Source organism: Mycoplasmopsis citelli (assembly GCF_900660645.1).
GTDB classification, from domain to species: domain Bacteria; phylum Bacillota_I; class Bacilli_A; order Mycoplasmatales; family Metamycoplasmataceae; genus Mycoplasmopsis; species Mycoplasmopsis citelli.
The window spans coordinates 369,285-384,815 of sequence record NZ_LR215036.1 but is presented as its reverse complement, the minus strand read 5'-3'; the positions used below and the strand labels follow the sequence as shown (position 1 = coordinate 384,815).

The window sequence follows — 15,531 nt, the reverse complement described above, 5'->3', positions numbered from 1 at the left end:
ATTATAGTAATTTAAAATTGGCAAATAATTCCCTAAATAGGAGAAATCTTTGCTTTTTGGTATTTTTTAAGTCATAGTGACTTGAAATGGTATTTACGGTATTATGCTCTTTGAAAACAAAGTTTTCTAAAAAGCTCATAACTCCTAAAGTAATTGGTTCTTGTATTTTTTGAAGTTTATAATTAAGTAAAGTACCTTGGTGTTTTCAAAGATTTATAAACCCTAAATTTGTAGGTAAAAAGTACATTTTCTCAAAATAACTATTCATTCAATCTGATACGCCACTAAAAGAAAGAGTGTTTAGTTTTTCGGGACTAATATATTTTCAATTCACAAAATTTTTCATTTGTAATTCTAAAAAATCACCAAAGATTTTTAAATAAATGTATGCATTACTTAAATTTTGATCTGTTCAAGTTTGTGTATTATCATTTTTATTAATGATATATTTAACTTTATTTGTGGCTTGTCTTAGAGTTATTTTTTGTTTTGAAGCAATTTTAAAAATTAAATTATCAGTACCCACTAGTAATTTTCTATAGCTAATAATTGCTCCATTATAAACTAACTTAAGTAAAGTGTAATCATCATTAATTTCAACTGATAAATTCACTCCAGATATATTTTTAAGCTTCGCTGAATGAGCTTGACTTGTTAAAATTACATTAAATTGTTCACTTGGTAAAGCTTGAAAAAGAGAAATAATTTTATTGTAATTTTCATCATAAGTTTGGTAACAAAAAGAAGTTTTTGCTATTATTTTGGTAAATTTTTTACCTCTTGGAAATTGATGATAAACCTTGATTTGATTGTTTGCTTTATATAACAAATATTCATAAGTGACTTTTGTTCCAACTAATTGTCAGTTATTTGTTTGAATTAACTTCTGAATTTGTTGAGAAATTAGTTGTTCCATTGCCTCTGGAGCATCATCTAATTTAATAATATCATCACTTTCAAGTGTGTTTTTAATTAAATGAACATTAAGATCATTTAATTGCGAATCATCAATAACAACATTAACATAAAGGTACTTATTTGAAATTTTATCAAGGGAATTTTTAATATCAATAATGAAGTTTTCAACATCATCAACATTAGTTGGAAAAATAACTTTAGGAGCGATTTTATCACAATGCAAGTAATTGCCATTTACTTGCTTAACTAAAGCAAAGGAAATTTGCTCTTTGCTAATGTGGAAATTGCCAAATAATTTTTCCATTTTCACCCCCCTTACAATTATTTTTTATATAGTACCCTTAATTTTGCACTTTTGGAACGTTTATTTTCTAAAAGTTCTTTGCTTGATGGCTTTATTTGTTTAGCTTCAAAGGCTTTTGGTACAAATATTGGCATCTTTGCTGGAATTTTATCTTCAATGAGACTTTTAAAGAAATTCTTTACGATTTTATCCTCAATAGAGTGAAAAGTTATAATTGCAAGAACTGAATTATTTTTAAGCAAACTTGTTGCGTCGCTAAGCATTGTCTTTAAAGATTCTAATTCGTTATTAACTTCAATTCTAATGGCTTGAAAAATGGGTTTAGCAGGATTTTTTTGTTTTAACAATTTTGCTGGATAAGCATTTTTAATAACTTCGACTAATTCAAGCGTAGTATTAATTGGCCGATTTTCTACAATAGCTTTCGCAACTCTACTTGAAAGTTTTACATCAGCATATTCTCATAGAATTTTTGCCAAGCTTTCCTCGCTATAGTTATTAACCACTTCTCAAGCATTAAGCTCTTGAGAAGTGTCCATGCGCATATCTAATTTAGCATTTTTATTGTAACTAAATCCTCGCTCAGAATTATCGACCTGAGGCGAAGAAATACCTAAATCCGCAATAATTCCATCAACAGCAGTTACTCCCCTTTTAGTTAATTCTGATTTTATATTCTGAAAATCACTTTTAATTAACTCAAAATTTGAGGAAGTTTTAATTAGACGATTTTTTGAATATTCAATCGCAAAATCGTCCTTATCAAAAGCATATAACTTACCATTAGATAGTTTTTGTAAAATGGCTTCTGAATGACCTCCCATTCCCAATGTGAGATCAACATAAATTCCATTTGGTTTAATCTTTAAATGAGAAATTGTTTCGCTTAGAAGAACTGAATAATGTAATTTATTCATTGTCCTTCATATTTGAGATTTCTTCAGCTAAAGCCGCTAAATCTCCATCTTGAAAATTATTTTCAAAGGCAACAAATGCTTCTTTTGATCATAGTTCAATTATTGAACCAGTTCCAACAAAAACAACTTCTTTTTGGATAGAAAGTTTATCAATGACAAACTTAGGAAGTGAAATTCGACCTTGTTTATCGAGATTAACCTCAACAGCATTACTCATAATAATTCTAGTTAGATGTCTAACTTTAGAATTAAATTGCGATTTGCTTTGAAGCTTTTGAGTGTATAAACGAAAGTTTTCAACACTTCTGAGTTCGAAGTTATTATCAAACCCAAGTGTGATAAAAAAACTGCTTCCAAGGTTTTCTTTATAAACCGCCGGTAAAGCAACACGGTTTTTATCATCAACGCTTCGAGTGTGTTGTCCGTACATACCACTTTCCCCCACTATCCACCATTATTTTACAATATTAATATTTACTTATTTTAAAAAAATAAAAAAAATTGTATTTTGTGGATAAAATCTGCAAAAATTTCTGGAAATTATCCGTATTTTTAAAAAAATTCAAATTATGAAAAATTTTTTTGCAAAAATAGTTAAAAATCTTATAACTAAAATGGAGAAGAAAAATATCACCTTCAAAGAGGTGATATAAATTAAGTGAAATTAAGCTTTGTTATTTGAGCCAAATTCGTGAATTTTTTCTTTTACAACAGCACACATAGCATCAAATCCAGGTTTATAAAGTTTACGAGGATCGAAATTTTTTCCTTCTAAGTCTTTACCTGCAAGAATAAATTCTCTAATTGCTTTGTGGTTTGCTTGTTGTAATTCGGTATTAACATTAATTTTAGTTACTCCAAGAGAAATGGCTTTTTTAATTTGTTCTTTAGGAATTCCACTTCCTCCGTGAAGAACAATTCCAATTTTTGCAGCATCAGAAATTTTTTGTAATGTTTCAAAGCTTAATGATTTTCAAGATTTTGGATATGGTCCATGAATATTTCCAATTCCAGCTGCTAGAACATCAATTCCAAGCGAAGCCATTTTTTTAGCTTCATCTGGATTGGCAAATTCGCCATCTCCAACAATTCCATCTTCTTCTCCACCTATAGTTCCAACTTCCGCTTCAAATGAATATCCTTTTTGTTTAGCGATTTCCACAAGTTCAGCGGTTTTTTGATAATTTTCTTCAAATGGAAAATGTGACCCGTCAAACATTACTGAAGTAAATCCTTCAGTTTGAAGTGCTTCTTTAACTCCTGAATACGATCCATGATCAAGATGTAAAGCAACTGGAACATCAATTTTAAGACCTTCAATTAGTCCTTTAAGCATTCCGCTAACAACTTTAAATCCACCCATGTATTTTAAAGCACCTTCACTAGTAGCGATAATTACAGGAGATTTTTCAGCTTGAGCTGTTAAAAGCACTGCTTTAGCTCACTCTAAGTTGTTAATGTTAATGTGGGGAATAGCGTATTTTCCTTCTTTTGCTTCTTTTAGCATTTGTGATGCATTTACTAATGGCATAGTTTAATTGATCCTTTCTTTTAATTTTTTAGAAAATTTCGATATTTTTACTTTGTCAAGTTCCGTCTTGATTGCGTTCAAAACGACGATCAACAGTTAGCAGTGTGTAAAGTTCTCCGATTTTACGCTCTCTTATTTTTTCATAAGGAGTATCCTCGGAAACAAAATTTGTAGTTCAACTTTGTTGAAGTTCATTTTCAACTACTTCAAAAATTTCTTCAAAAGTAAATTTTTGTGTAGTATCTTGAGAAATTACTTCAATAGCAATATCTAACATTGTTTTCATAATATTCCTTTCAAGGTTAGTGCATTTAATTTTTCTTCTATTATAAATTATAAATATTTTAAACTAGTTTTTTCAAGTACTTTAAACTTTTTACATTTGTTCTGGAGCACTAACTCCAATTAAATTAAGACCTAATTTTAAAGTATTTTTAGTTGCTAAAACCACATAAGCAAGGGTGTTTTGTTCTGCTGAATTAACAATTTTAGTTTCTGAATAAAAACTGTTAAAAGCTTTTGCTAAATCAATTAAATATTGAATCATTAAATTGACTTTATATGTTGAAGTAATCGTTTTAATTAGTTCAGGAAATTTATCTAATTCCAAAATTAACTTTTGTAATTTAATTGAGGTTTGCATTAAGTTATTAGGGTTTTCTAAATTAACTTTATTTAAAATCGAACAAGCCCGAGAATGAGCATATTGAACTATAAAAACAGGATTTTTCAGATCTTTTTGATTAGCTAAGCTAATATCAAAATCAAATTTACTATTAACTTCTCGAGAAATCATGCTAAAACGAACTGCATCTGGTGAACTTTCATCTAATAAGTCACTTAAAAAAACGCTAGTTCCAGCTCGTTTAGACATTTTATATTCTTGTCCATTTTTAATTAAGCGAACTAATTGAACGACTAATATTTCGATGTTTTCCTGCGAAAAACCAAGATATTGGAGTGCAATTTTCATCCGAGCAATATATCCAGAATGATCTGCTCCTCAAACGTTAATAAGTTTTTGTGCTTTATTAATTTTAGTTAAGTGATACGCAATATCTGGAAGTAAATATGTATATGATCCATCTTGTTTAATTAAAACACGATTTTTATCATCTCCAAGTTGCTCAGTTTTTAGGAAAAGAGCATTATCTTTAGTGTATGTATGATCTGCTAGTTTTTCTAAAACTTTATCAATTAATTTTTGATCATAAAGTGATTGTTCACTAAAAAAATGATCAAATGTTACGTTAAAATGACCTAAATCTTCTTTGATTTTATTTAAAAGCAAATTAGTGCAAACATTTCTAAATTCTTTTGTACTGGTTTTATGCAAGAATTGGTCATTGTGCAAGCGTTTAATTTCTTCAGCAAGTCAAATAATATCTTCGCCTTTGTATGATTCTTCAGGAAAAGGAATTTCAATTCCAAAAAGTTGATGATATCTGACTGAAGTTGAATTAGTTAAGATATTAATTTGATTTCCAGCATCATTAATATAATATTCTTTTTCAACATCGTGTCCTGCATGTTTTAAAATTCGAGCCAGCGAATCGCCTACAGCAGCTCCACGAGCATGACCAACATGTAAAAATCCAGTTGGGTTTGCTGAAACAAACTCTAAATTAATTTTTTGGCTTTTAACTTGATTTTTTGCATAGTTTTGGTTTAATTTAGCGATTTTAAACACTTGATTGAGTAAGACTTTATTACTAATTACAATATTTATAAAACCTGGATTAGCAACATCAACTTTTAAAAAATATTCATCACCTTCTAATTTATTTTGAATTTTAGTTGCTAATTGCAATGGAGATCCTTGAAAATATTGTTTAGCAACAAAAGCTACATTAGTAGCAAAATGATAATTTATTTTATCTTCATTTAAATTATCGGGAACATTTGGAGATGAAAGATTATAAACAAGTAATTGAATATTTAAATTCTTATTTAAAATACCTTCATCTTGTAATTGTGTTAATGCTTGATTAATTTTGGCCTTTGTTTCTAAAAATAACGTCATCTTTTTCCTTTTAGTCTTTTAATTATATAAGAAAAAATCATATCAAAACCATATATAATTATATTTATGTCATATAAAATTTACGTATGCGGCCCAACAGTTTATAATAGTGTTCATATTGGTAATATTAGACCGATTTTATCGATGGATTTAATTTTAAAAGCTGCAAGAAATTTGGGAAAAAATTTCTATTTTGTTCATAATATCACTGATATTGATGATAAAATTATTGCTCGTGCAATCCAAGAAAATGTTACTGAAAAAGAAATCGCAACTAAATATGCTAATGAATATCTTTTTTTGTTAAAACAACTAAACATTAATACCATTTCTAAAATCGAATATGTAACTGAAAATTTAGACCATATTGATAATTTTATTAAAAATTTAATCATTAGTAAAAATGCATACGTAGATAAAGAACATAATGTTTGATTTAATGTTGGCAAAAACCAAAAAGATTATGGAGTAGTTTCTAAACAAAAGCTTGAACATATGATTTTTGAAGATAATCAATACCAGAAAGCACACCCTGCAGATTTTGCGTTATGAAAAACCAATACAGTTGGAGTAAAATATCCATCTTCTTTTGGTCAAGGACGTCCAGGATGACATACTGAATGTTGTGTGATTATTTATAAAAATTTTGGTTCACAAGGAGTTGATATTCATGGAGGTGGAATGGACCTTACTTTTCCGCATCATGAAAATGAAAACATCCAATTTCAATCATTAACCGGAAATCAAATAGCTAAGAAGTGACTTCGTACAGGAACGCTAAATTTAAATGGAATTAAAATGTCTAAATCATTAAATAATGTTGTTTTAGCTAAAGATTTTATCAAAGCCCATGGTGCTGATGTTTATAAGTTTATTTTACTTATGAACTCAATTACTGGGATTATTAATTTAGACGAAAATGCAATTAATAATGCTAAAAAATTAATAAATAGACTTAGAAAAATTTATTTTAGAGTTTTTAAATCTCAAATATCAAATATTGTTTATGATCAATTTTTATACAATGAAGCAATGAATTTTATTTTAGAACTTAATTTTTCTAAATTTATGAGTTTAATTCATGATCTTGTTAAAAAATCAGATCAAAATCCACAATTTGCGATAACATTGATTAAAATTTTCGATTCAATGGACTTTGATTTCAAAAATTTTGACTATAAAGAATGCTTAATTTTATATCAACAGTGAGAGCAACTTAATTCCCAAAAAAAATATCAACAAAGCGATCAAATCAGAAGTCTCTTAATTAAGAAGGGAATTTTCTAAATGAATAAGTTTATCATTAGTGGGAAAAACTCAGTAATTGAAGCTTATAGCAACAATTTGCCAATTTTAAAAATATTATTATCCAAAAAAGAAAACACTGTTTTATTTAAAGATAAAAAAATAGCAATTGAAATTGTAGACCAACAAAAACTAAATTCAATCACAAAAGAAAATCATCAAGGATTTGTTGCTTTTTTAAAAGAAATTAATTATGGTGATATTAATCAGTTAATCAAAAAACAACCCAAAGGTGTTTTAATTTTAGACAAAATCCAAGATCCACATAATTTTGGAGCAATTATTCGCAGTGCTAATGCTGCCGGAATTAAAGATATTATTTTTCCAAAGGAAAATTCTTGTGATATTAATGCAACTGTACTTAAAATTTCAAGTGGTGGATTTGTTAATATGACCTTTTATAAAGTTAATTCAATTAGTGCTACAATTACAAAACTTAAAAAAGCTGGTTTTTGAGCTTACGCAACAAACTTAAATCCAGATTCAATTTCTCATTCCCAAGTTAATTACAATACACCTGCACTTTTAATTATTGGCAATGAAGGTAGCGGAATTTCAAAAAGCGTTCTTTCAGTTTGCGATCAGAGCATTTATATTAAACAATATGGAAGTGTTCAATCATTAAATGCCTCAGTTGCTGCTGGAATTATTCTTTTTGATTTTGCTACAAAAATAAATGCAGACTAAGTCTTACATTTATCGAAAAGATTTACGAGATGAAATTATTAGTTATTTTCATTTACACAATTTTATAAAAATTAGATCTTCACATCTTCTAAACATTATTTATGAATTTGCTAAATATAAAATTCGCTCATTAACACGAAAAGTTTTAAGCTTACATTCACATAATAATGGACTTTCTGAAGAGGAAGTTCAAAATTATATTTACTCAATTCTTTTAGAAATTGTTCAATATTGAAAAGATTTTCTACATATTCCTTTTCAAGCTTATTTTTGAAACACAATTAAATTAAAAATGATTAACTATATCAATAGAACTAATAATCGACAATTTGATTTTGAAGTAAAAATAGGAAATAAAATGAGCAATTTAAGAAAGCTTATCTATGATTATACGGTAAATAATGCTACTAGCGATAATGGTAAAATTTATAATTTAGATTTTATTAAAAGTATTGCCTCTGATAATGAATATCAGTTTCTAGAAAGTTTAGTAAATCAACAATCAGCTGAATCTGATTTTTATACAACTTATCAAAGAAATAAAATAATTCGTTCAATTAACTTTAAAATTGAACAATTTCAAAAAGATAATTATTAAAAAACAATAGGAACTAAGATGAAAGACAAATTTTCCCAAATTCATATTTTTTCAACTGATACTGTCACTGGAATTGGAGGTCCAATTAGTGAGGAAACTTTAAATTTGCTTTATGAGCTTAAAAATCGTCCCCGAGAGAAAAAAATTATGATTTTAGTAGCTTCATTAGAACAAGCTCAAAAATTTCCTCAATGAACTCCTGGAGCAACAAAAGTAGCTCAAAAATATTGACCCGGTGCTTATAGTATTATTGTTAATAATCAAGGTTTTAGAATGCCTAATAATGACTTATTACTTCAATTTTTGGAGAAAAAAGGCCCAATGTATGTTACAAGTGCAAATTTATCAGGTAGTAAACCAATTGATATAAACCAAGCAAAAGAAATTTTTCCACAAATTAAAAATGTGCATGATTTTGGCCTATGTTCAGGCAAACCAAGTACATTAATTAATTTAGATAAAGATTTTGAAATTATCAATCGTAATTAGTTTAATAACTTAGGTAACTAATTAAAATTCCTAAAGCACTTACAAAACCAACAATTCAAAATGCATAAAAACTTTTATAAGTGTGATTTGTCTCTTTTTCTTGTTCATTACGCAAAAATTCTGCAATTTTTGCATCATTTTGATTTAATTTTGATTTTTTATTGTAAGAATATTTATTCTTGCTTTTAAAAGCATTTTTTAAAAAACTATTCTTAGCAACTACTGAAAATAAATTAACTAAAAACACAATGACAAAAGCAATAATAAAAGCATCAACTCGCTGTTGTCTTAGTGCAAAATTATAACCTTTAAAATGAGCTAAAAGCAAAATTACACCCAGTAAAATTGAATGTGAAACTATTATTAAGTAAAATTTAATGGTTTTAACTTCATACTTTCAACGCTGTGCTAAATAATCTAATAATTTTTTCATTTCATCTCTTTAATTTAATAATTAAAATTTAAATGTGTTAGTCAATTAACTATAAGCTTGCAAAAATTTTTGCAAGCTATTTTAACTTTAATTATATCTGCTAATTAAAATTACTTACATAAAAAGATCAATTACTTTGTAATTTTTAAATAAATTATTATAATTAAAGTTATGCCAGAATATCCAGAAGTGACTGTTGTTCGAAAAACCTTACAAAATGAAGTAAAAGGTAAAAAGGTCTTAGATATTAAAATTTGAGATCCTAAATTTATCAAAAATGCTTCAGCTCAAGAATTTATTAATTTTGTTAAAGGAGAAACAATTGAAGATATTTCCAATGTTGGAAAATTTTTAGTATTTTCTTTAAGCAATAATAAAAGATTTCTTTCTCATTTAAGAATGGAGGGTAAATATTATTTAAGAGATCCAAAAATTCTTGAAAATTATCATTATAAACATGATTATTTATATTTTTATTTAGAAGATAATGTAGTTTTAGCTTATAATGATACTCGTAAATTTGGAAGTTTTGAAATTTTAGATGCCTCCTTAAATGATAAAAGCATTCATGAAATTAAAAATTTAGCTCAACTTCCGGCTTTTGTTGATGTTGAAGAACTTTATCAAAAACTACAAAAATCAAGCAAATCTATCAAAACCATTTTATTAGACCAATCATTAATTTTAGGGATTGGAAATATTTATGCAGATGAATCATTATATCAGTGCAATATTTTTCCAATGACTAAAGCCAAAGATATTTCTAAAGAGCAACTTGCTCAATTACTTAAAACAGCTCAAGAAATTATGGATCAAAGCATTGTTGCTGGAGGAAGCTCAGTTCACTCGTATAAAGCCGTTAATGGAGTGGTTGGAACTTTTCAAAATGAACTCAAAGTATATGGAAAAGCAAAAAGTGTGTGTTTAAAATGTAAAAAATCTGAAATTGTTAAGGTTAAGTTAGATTTTAAGCCAAACGGAAGAGGGACAAGTTATTGTCCGGTTTGTCAGAAAGATCCATATGAATAAAAAACTCATAATTGTTGTTGATATGCTAAATGGATTTGCCAAATTTGGACCTTTATCTAGCGATAATGTTAAAAAAATTATTCCTTCAATTTATGAAGAGTTAAGAAAAGGAGACGATGTTATTTTTGTCTCTGATGCTCATTATGAAAATGATTTAGAAATGTGTGTGTACCCACTTCATTGTCAAAAAAATTCTGAAGAGGCTCAAATTGTTAGTGAATTACATGAATTTGTTAATGATAAAAATTCATTTTATAAAAATACTACCAATGCATTTTGAGAATTAATTGCTTTAAATATTTGAAACGAATATGATCAGTTTTTAATTGTGGGATGTTGTACTGATATTTGTATTTTGCAACTTGCGTTGACAATGCGAACTTATTTTAATAAAATTAACATGGATAAGGACATTGTTGTCAATGCCAATTTAGTGGCTACTTATGATTCTTTAGAACATAATGCAGATCAATATCATGAATTTGCTCTTAAATTAATGCAACAAGCAGGAGTTAAAATTGTTTAACTTTTTTAATAAGTTTAGAGAAAATAATCATACTGAAGTTGATTTACACGGATATGAATGAATTGATGCACAGAATATAATCTTAATGTTAATTAATGATTTAAAAAAATCTAAAATCACTAATGTTTTAATTATTACCGGAAAAGGTACCGGTGCCTTAAGAGCACAAACAATTAAGTTATTAGAAGATAACTTTATTAATTTTGAACTTCAAAATCAAGATGGAGCAATTTTTGCTTATATTGAAAAACCAAAATTTTCTTTTTGATTTTCAAAATCAAATGATGCAAACCCCCAAGAAATTAGTGAACTTTTTGATCAATCTTTAAAAGATTTTGAAGAATTCAAAAATCAAAAATAATATAATTATTTTATGAAGAAATTATTAAAATTAGCAATAAAAGATGCAAAAGGACACCTTAAAAAAGGGAATATCTTTATGTTGGCAGTTGCTTTTATTTTAGGAACTGTCTTCGGATCACTAGTGTCATCTTTTGCAAATGATATTTTAATGGGATTAATTGCTTCTCTTGTTGGAAAAACTGATAGTTTAGATGCTTTATCTTGAAAAGCAGTTAAATACGGAAAGTTTCTTGGTGCATTAATTTATTTTCTTGTTGTTTCAGCATTTATTTTTGTCTTTTTAGTAGTGTATTTTTCAGTTATTCGTATCAAAGAAAAACGCTTATTAATCAAAAATCCAGTTGTACCAGAACAAAAAGCTTCCACTCCTGCTCCAACTACTGAAGAATTAATTCTAGCTGAACTTAAAAGTTTAAATGAAAATCTAACAAAAGAATAAGACCTTTTTTAAGGTCTTTTTTTGCACTATTTTTTGTTCTTTTAGAAAATAAAAAAACAGATAGATTTTTAACTTTAAAAGTTATAATTTAATAATAAAATAAGATTAAATTATTAAGGAGAATTATGTTGAAAGTAATTTCGCACCCTTTAATTGAGATAAAACTCACTAAAATGCGTTCGGTTTTAACTGATCACTTAGTTTTTAAAAACAATTTAAATGAGATTGCTTCATTGATGGTTTATGAAATTATGCGTGATTATCAAACTAAAGATCTTGAAGTTGTAACCCCTTTAAATGAAACAGTTGTTGGCAAAACTTTTGATAAAGAAATTGTTATTGCTCCAATTTTACGTGCTGGATTAGGAATGGTTGATGGTTTAACTAAATTAATGCCTCAAGCAAAAGTTGGACACATTGGAATTTATCGTAATGAAGAAACTTTACAACCAGTGGAATATTTTTATAAAATGCCTGAGGTAAGTAAAGATTCAAAAGTCATTGTTGTTGATCCGATGCTCGCAACAGGAAATTCAGCTGTTGATGCTATTAGTACTCTTTATAAAAATGGATTTACTAATGTGGAATTAGTTTGCTTAGTTGGTGTACAACAAGGGGTAGAAAATGTTGAAAAACATTTTGGGAAAGATTTTAAAATTTATCTTGCAGCCTTAGATAAAAAACTTAATGATAAAGGATATATTGTTCCTGGTCTTGGTGATGCAGGAGACCGAATTTTTGGAACTAAATAGTAATGATCAATCAAAATAAAAATCAAAAAAATAAGCTTAAGCAATCCTGTTGCCCAGCTAATTTTATTACCCAAACAAATGATAAAGTCTTTCAAGCAAATAATTCTCAAAATTATATTAATTATGGAATTAACGATTATCGTAATATTTCCAAAATTGCAACTTGTGGTTTAATTTTAGCTTTAGCTTTAATTTTTAGTACTATTAGCAAATTTACTCCTAATGTTTTTAATTTTTTACAATTTAACTTTTCGCTGATACCAATTTTATTTGGCTTTTATTTAGTTGGATGGAAATATGGTTTGGCCATTATTTTTATTAACTTTTTAATTGCTCCGATATTAACATCATCTTCACAAAGTTTTGATATTCGCTATTTGGGACAGTTTAATTTATTAATTTTACATTTAGTCTTTGTTTTTGTACAAATTTATTCTTTTAAATACTTTTTTAAATTTACTAATTATAAATTTGGGTTAGCTAAGGCTAAAAAAGATCGCTTAATTCGACAAATTATTGTTTATACTTTTTCAATTACTTTCACTGTTTTAATTACTACTGTAATTTTAAGTACAATTAATACTTTTTTTATTAATTTAATTTATTTTAAAGCCTTTTTTAACATTCCTTTTTCACTTCAAAGTACTTTAAAATCATATCCAACAACACTTAAATTTTTATTTTTTGGAATAAATAATTATTTTGCTGGATCATATACTTTATATATTGTTTTTAATATCATTAACCTTTCATTAAATTTAGTTATTATCACAATTATTTGATCTTTAGATTGAAAAACCCGCTTTATTACCAATATTAAACAAAAACACAATATTTTTTATTAATTAAATATAAGGAGAATTATGGACAAAGAATATAACTTTTTAGATATTGACGCTAAGTGACAAGCATATTGAAAAAAGCACAAAACCCATGAACCACTTAAAGATTTCACTTTGCCTAAAAAGTATATTTTAAGTATGTTCCCTTATCCAAGTGGAAAAATTCACATGGGACATGTTCGTAATTATTCAATTGGTGATGCAATAGCACGTTTTTATCGTCGCAAAGGGTATAATGTTTTTCATCCTTTTGGATGAGATGCTTTTGGACTCCCAGCTGAAAATGCTGCTATTAAACACCAAATTCATCCACGTCAATGAACTTATGAAAATATCGCTTCAATGGACCAAGAAATCCAAAAGCTTGGAATTTCGGTAGCATGAGATTATGAGCTTATTACTGCTGATGAATCTTACACTAAATGAGAGCAATTTCTTTTCATTAAACTTTGAGAAAAAGGGTTAATTTATAAACGAAAAAGTTCACTTAATTTTTGTGAAAATGATAATACTGTTTTAGCTAATGAGCAAGTTATTGATAATAAATGTTGGCGTTGTGACAATGTTATTATTCAAAAGGAACTTGAAACTTATTATCTTAAAATTACTGATTATGCTGATGAATTATTAGCAGATTTGCAAATTTTAAAAAATCACTGACCAGATCAAGTTCTTTCAATGCAAAAAAATTGAATTGGCAAAAAACAAGAATATAAATTTAACTTAAAAGTTAAAAATTTACTTGATAATAGTCAAATTGACATTCCAATTTATGAAGGACATTTAGATAATGTATTAAATGCAGATTTCATTGCACTTGGAACTTCACACCAATTAGTTAAAAAATTAAAAGAACAAAATCTTTTAAATAAAACCCAAGAACAGTTTGTTGAAAAGATTACTTCAAATGTTAATAATAAAATTTTTAGTGATAAATTGGCTTTAAAATTACCTTATCAAGCTACTATTGAACATAGCAACATTACTTTAGATTTATATTTAAGTGATTTTGCAAGTATTAATTTAACTAAAAATATTCAATTTGTTAGCTCACATAATAAAACTCATTTTGCTTTTATGCAAGCTAATAATATTGAAATTTTAAATAAGGATTATCGCAATATTTCAAAGGATAAATTAATTTTAGAAACTAAATACAACTTACGTGATTGAGGGATTTCTCGTCAAAGATATTGAGGCACTCCCATCCCCCTTATTCATTGTCAAAAATGTGGAACTATTGCTGAAAATTTAAATTCTTTACCCGTTGCTTTGCCAGAAAATGTTGTTTTTAGTGGCCAAGGAAACCCTTTAGAAAGCACTAAGGATTGAGTTAATATTACTTGTTATAAATGCGGATCACCAGCTAAAAGAGAAACAGATACTTTAGATACCTTTTTTGAATCAAGTTGATATTTTTTACGCTACACTACTCCTTCAAATTTACGAAATGACACAATTTTCAGTGATCAAGATTTAAATTACTGAAATAAAGTTGACCAGTATATCGGAGGAATTGAACACGCTATTTTACACTTGCTTTATGCACGCTTTTTTACTAAAGCTTTAGCTGATTTAAATTTAGTAAGCTTTAGAGAACCTTTTGAAAATTTACTTACTCAAGGAATGGTCCTTAAAGATGGTGCTAAAATGTCTAAATCAAAAGGAAATACCGTTGAACCTTCAGAAATTATCGCTAAATATGGAGCTGATACCACTAGATTATTTATTCTTTTTGCTGCACCTCCAACAAAAGAATTAGAATGAAGTAATTCTGGGATTAATGGTTCGTTTAAATTTATTAAACGATTATGGGAACGCTCATTTGAAGTTAATCCAAATAGCGATTTTAAAAACATTGTTCATGCACAATTAAATGAACAGGAACAAAAAGCAAGACATAAATTATATTTAGGACTTCAAAAAGAAAGTGAGATTTTTTTAAATCCACAAAATGAATATGCTTTTAATACTTTAATTTCTTGAACAATGGAAACACTAAATGAATATGATAAAATAAATAATTGCAGTTTAATTACTGAAATGTTTTATGTTTTACTTCATATTTTAGAACCCTTTATTCCGCACTTTGCTTGAGAATTGTCTGAGAAATTTTTTAATTTAGAGAATTTATATGATTTTTCTATTGATTCTAATGCACTAGAAGTAAAAAAAGTTACTTATGCAATTACAATTAATGGGAAGCTTCGGAGCGAAATTTCAGTAAACAAAGATCTTACTAAAGAACAAATTTTACAAATTGCTAAGCAAAATGTCCAAAAGTGACTGGAAAATTCAACCATTATAAAGGAAATTTTTATTCCTAATAAGTTAATTAACTTTGTTGTTAAATAATATAAAAATGAAAGAGATAC

The 15,531-nt window shown here is 27.2% G+C and carries 18 protein-coding genes; 11 read left to right on the top strand and 7 right to left on the bottom strand.

Going from position 1 to position 15,531, the window contains the following annotated elements; translation table 4 throughout:
• Position 1 precedes the first annotated feature (1 nt).
• From EXC58_RS01125 to argS, 6 genes are all read right to left on the bottom strand, one after another.
• Entirely contained in the window at positions 2 to 1,222 is a 1,221-nt protein-coding gene (locus EXC58_RS01125; RefSeq protein ID WP_129725231.1) for an MAG3720 family protein, read from the bottom strand.
• Positions 1,223 to 1,239: 17 nt separating this feature from the next.
• Positions 1,240 to 2,139, bottom strand: a complete 900-nt coding sequence (gene rsmH / locus EXC58_RS01120; protein WP_129725230.1) for a 16S rRNA (cytosine(1402)-N(4))-methyltransferase RsmH — start codon at positions 2,137 to 2,139, stop codon at positions 1,240 to 1,242.
• Entirely contained in the window at positions 2,132 to 2,569 is a 438-nt protein-coding gene (gene mraZ / locus EXC58_RS01115) for a division/cell wall cluster transcriptional repressor MraZ (RefSeq protein WP_129725229.1), read from the bottom strand. The genes rsmH and mraZ overlap by 8 nt, the downstream gene beginning before the upstream one ends.
• A 234-nt stretch (positions 2,570 to 2,803) precedes the next feature.
• Complete coding sequence (gene fba, locus EXC58_RS01110) at positions 2,804 to 3,670, bottom strand: class II fructose-1,6-bisphosphate aldolase (RefSeq protein ID WP_129725228.1); 867 nt, start codon at positions 3,668 to 3,670, stop codon at positions 2,804 to 2,806.
• 28 nt (positions 3,671 to 3,698) lie between these two features.
• The gene (rpoE, locus tag EXC58_RS01105) at positions 3,699 to 3,956 is read right to left on the bottom strand and encodes a DNA-directed RNA polymerase subunit delta (protein ID WP_129725227.1); all 258 of its coding nucleotides are present in this window, start codon (positions 3,954 to 3,956) and stop codon (positions 3,699 to 3,701) included.
• Positions 3,957 to 4,046: 90 nt separating this feature from the next.
• Entirely contained in the window at positions 4,047 to 5,693 is a 1,647-nt protein-coding gene (gene argS / locus EXC58_RS01100; protein ID WP_129725226.1) for an arginine--tRNA ligase, read from the bottom strand.
• A 66-nt stretch (positions 5,694 to 5,759) separates the two neighbouring features.
• On the opposite strand from argS, the gene EXC58_RS01095 reads away from it, so the two are divergent.
• From EXC58_RS01095 to EXC58_RS01080, 4 genes are read left to right on the top strand one after another with little or no spacing between them, the layout of a single operon-like run.
• Positions 5,760 to 6,980, top strand: coding sequence for a class I tRNA ligase family protein (locus tag EXC58_RS01095; RefSeq protein ID WP_129725225.1), 1,221 nt, complete (start codon positions 5,760 to 5,762; stop codon positions 6,978 to 6,980).
• The gene (gene rlmB, locus EXC58_RS01090; RefSeq protein WP_129725224.1) at positions 6,981 to 7,685 is read left to right on the top strand and encodes a 23S rRNA (guanosine(2251)-2'-O)-methyltransferase RlmB; all 705 of its coding nucleotides are present in this window, start codon (positions 6,981 to 6,983) and stop codon (positions 7,683 to 7,685) included.
• Positions 7,675 to 8,283 carry a hypothetical protein gene (locus EXC58_RS01085; protein WP_129725223.1) on the top strand — a complete coding sequence of 203 codons (609 nt, stop codon included), beginning with the start codon at positions 7,675 to 7,677 and terminating at the stop codon, positions 8,281 to 8,283. Before rlmB ends, EXC58_RS01085 begins: the two co-directional genes overlap by 11 nt.
• 18 nt (positions 8,284 to 8,301) lie before the next feature.
• Entirely contained in the window at positions 8,302 to 8,772 is a 471-nt protein-coding gene (locus EXC58_RS01080; RefSeq protein WP_129725222.1) for an L-threonylcarbamoyladenylate synthase, read from the top strand.
• A 1-nt stretch (position 8,773) separates the two neighbouring features.
• On the opposite strand, the gene EXC58_RS01075 is transcribed toward EXC58_RS01080, so the two are convergent.
• Complete coding sequence (locus EXC58_RS01075; protein ID WP_129725221.1) at positions 8,774 to 9,205, bottom strand: hypothetical protein; 432 nt, start codon at positions 9,203 to 9,205, stop codon at positions 8,774 to 8,776.
• A gap of 171 nt (positions 9,206 to 9,376) precedes the next feature.
• On the opposite strand from EXC58_RS01075, the gene mutM reads away from it, so the two are divergent.
• The 7 genes from mutM to EXC58_RS01040 all read left to right on the top strand — a co-directional run bounded on the left by mutM (position 9,377) and on the right by EXC58_RS01040 (position 15,511).
• Entirely contained in the window at positions 9,377 to 10,234 is an 858-nt protein-coding gene (gene mutM, locus EXC58_RS01070; RefSeq protein WP_129725220.1) for a DNA-formamidopyrimidine glycosylase, read from the top strand.
• Positions 10,227 to 10,760 carry a cysteine hydrolase family protein gene (locus tag EXC58_RS01065; protein ID WP_129725219.1) on the top strand — a complete coding sequence of 178 codons (534 nt, stop codon included), beginning with the start codon at positions 10,227 to 10,229 and terminating at the stop codon, positions 10,758 to 10,760. Before mutM ends, EXC58_RS01065 begins: the two co-directional genes overlap by 8 nt.
• Positions 10,753 to 11,121, top strand: coding sequence for a Smr/MutS family protein (locus tag EXC58_RS01060; protein WP_129725218.1), 369 nt, complete (start codon positions 10,753 to 10,755; stop codon positions 11,119 to 11,121). Before EXC58_RS01065 ends, EXC58_RS01060 begins: the two co-directional genes overlap by 8 nt.
• A gap of 12 nt (positions 11,122 to 11,133) precedes the next feature.
• Positions 11,134 to 11,562 carry a large conductance mechanosensitive channel protein MscL gene (locus EXC58_RS01055; protein ID WP_256556330.1) on the top strand — a complete coding sequence of 143 codons (429 nt, stop codon included), beginning with the start codon at positions 11,134 to 11,136 and terminating at the stop codon, positions 11,560 to 11,562.
• 125 nt (positions 11,563 to 11,687) lie between these two features.
• Entirely contained in the window at positions 11,688 to 12,314 is a 627-nt protein-coding gene (gene upp, locus EXC58_RS01050; protein WP_129725217.1) for a uracil phosphoribosyltransferase, read from the top strand.
• A gap of 2 nt (positions 12,315 to 12,316) precedes the next feature.
• Positions 12,317 to 13,159 carry an MPN527 family putative ECF transporter permease subunit gene (locus tag EXC58_RS01045; protein WP_129725216.1) on the top strand — a complete coding sequence of 281 codons (843 nt, stop codon included), beginning with the start codon at positions 12,317 to 12,319 and terminating at the stop codon, positions 13,157 to 13,159.
• 18 nt (positions 13,160 to 13,177) lie between these two features.
• A complete protein-coding gene (locus EXC58_RS01040; RefSeq protein ID WP_129725215.1) occupies positions 13,178 to 15,511 on the top strand; it encodes a class I tRNA ligase family protein in 2,334 nt (777 codons plus the stop codon).
• The last annotated feature ends 20 nt before the right edge of the window (positions 15,512 to 15,531 follow it).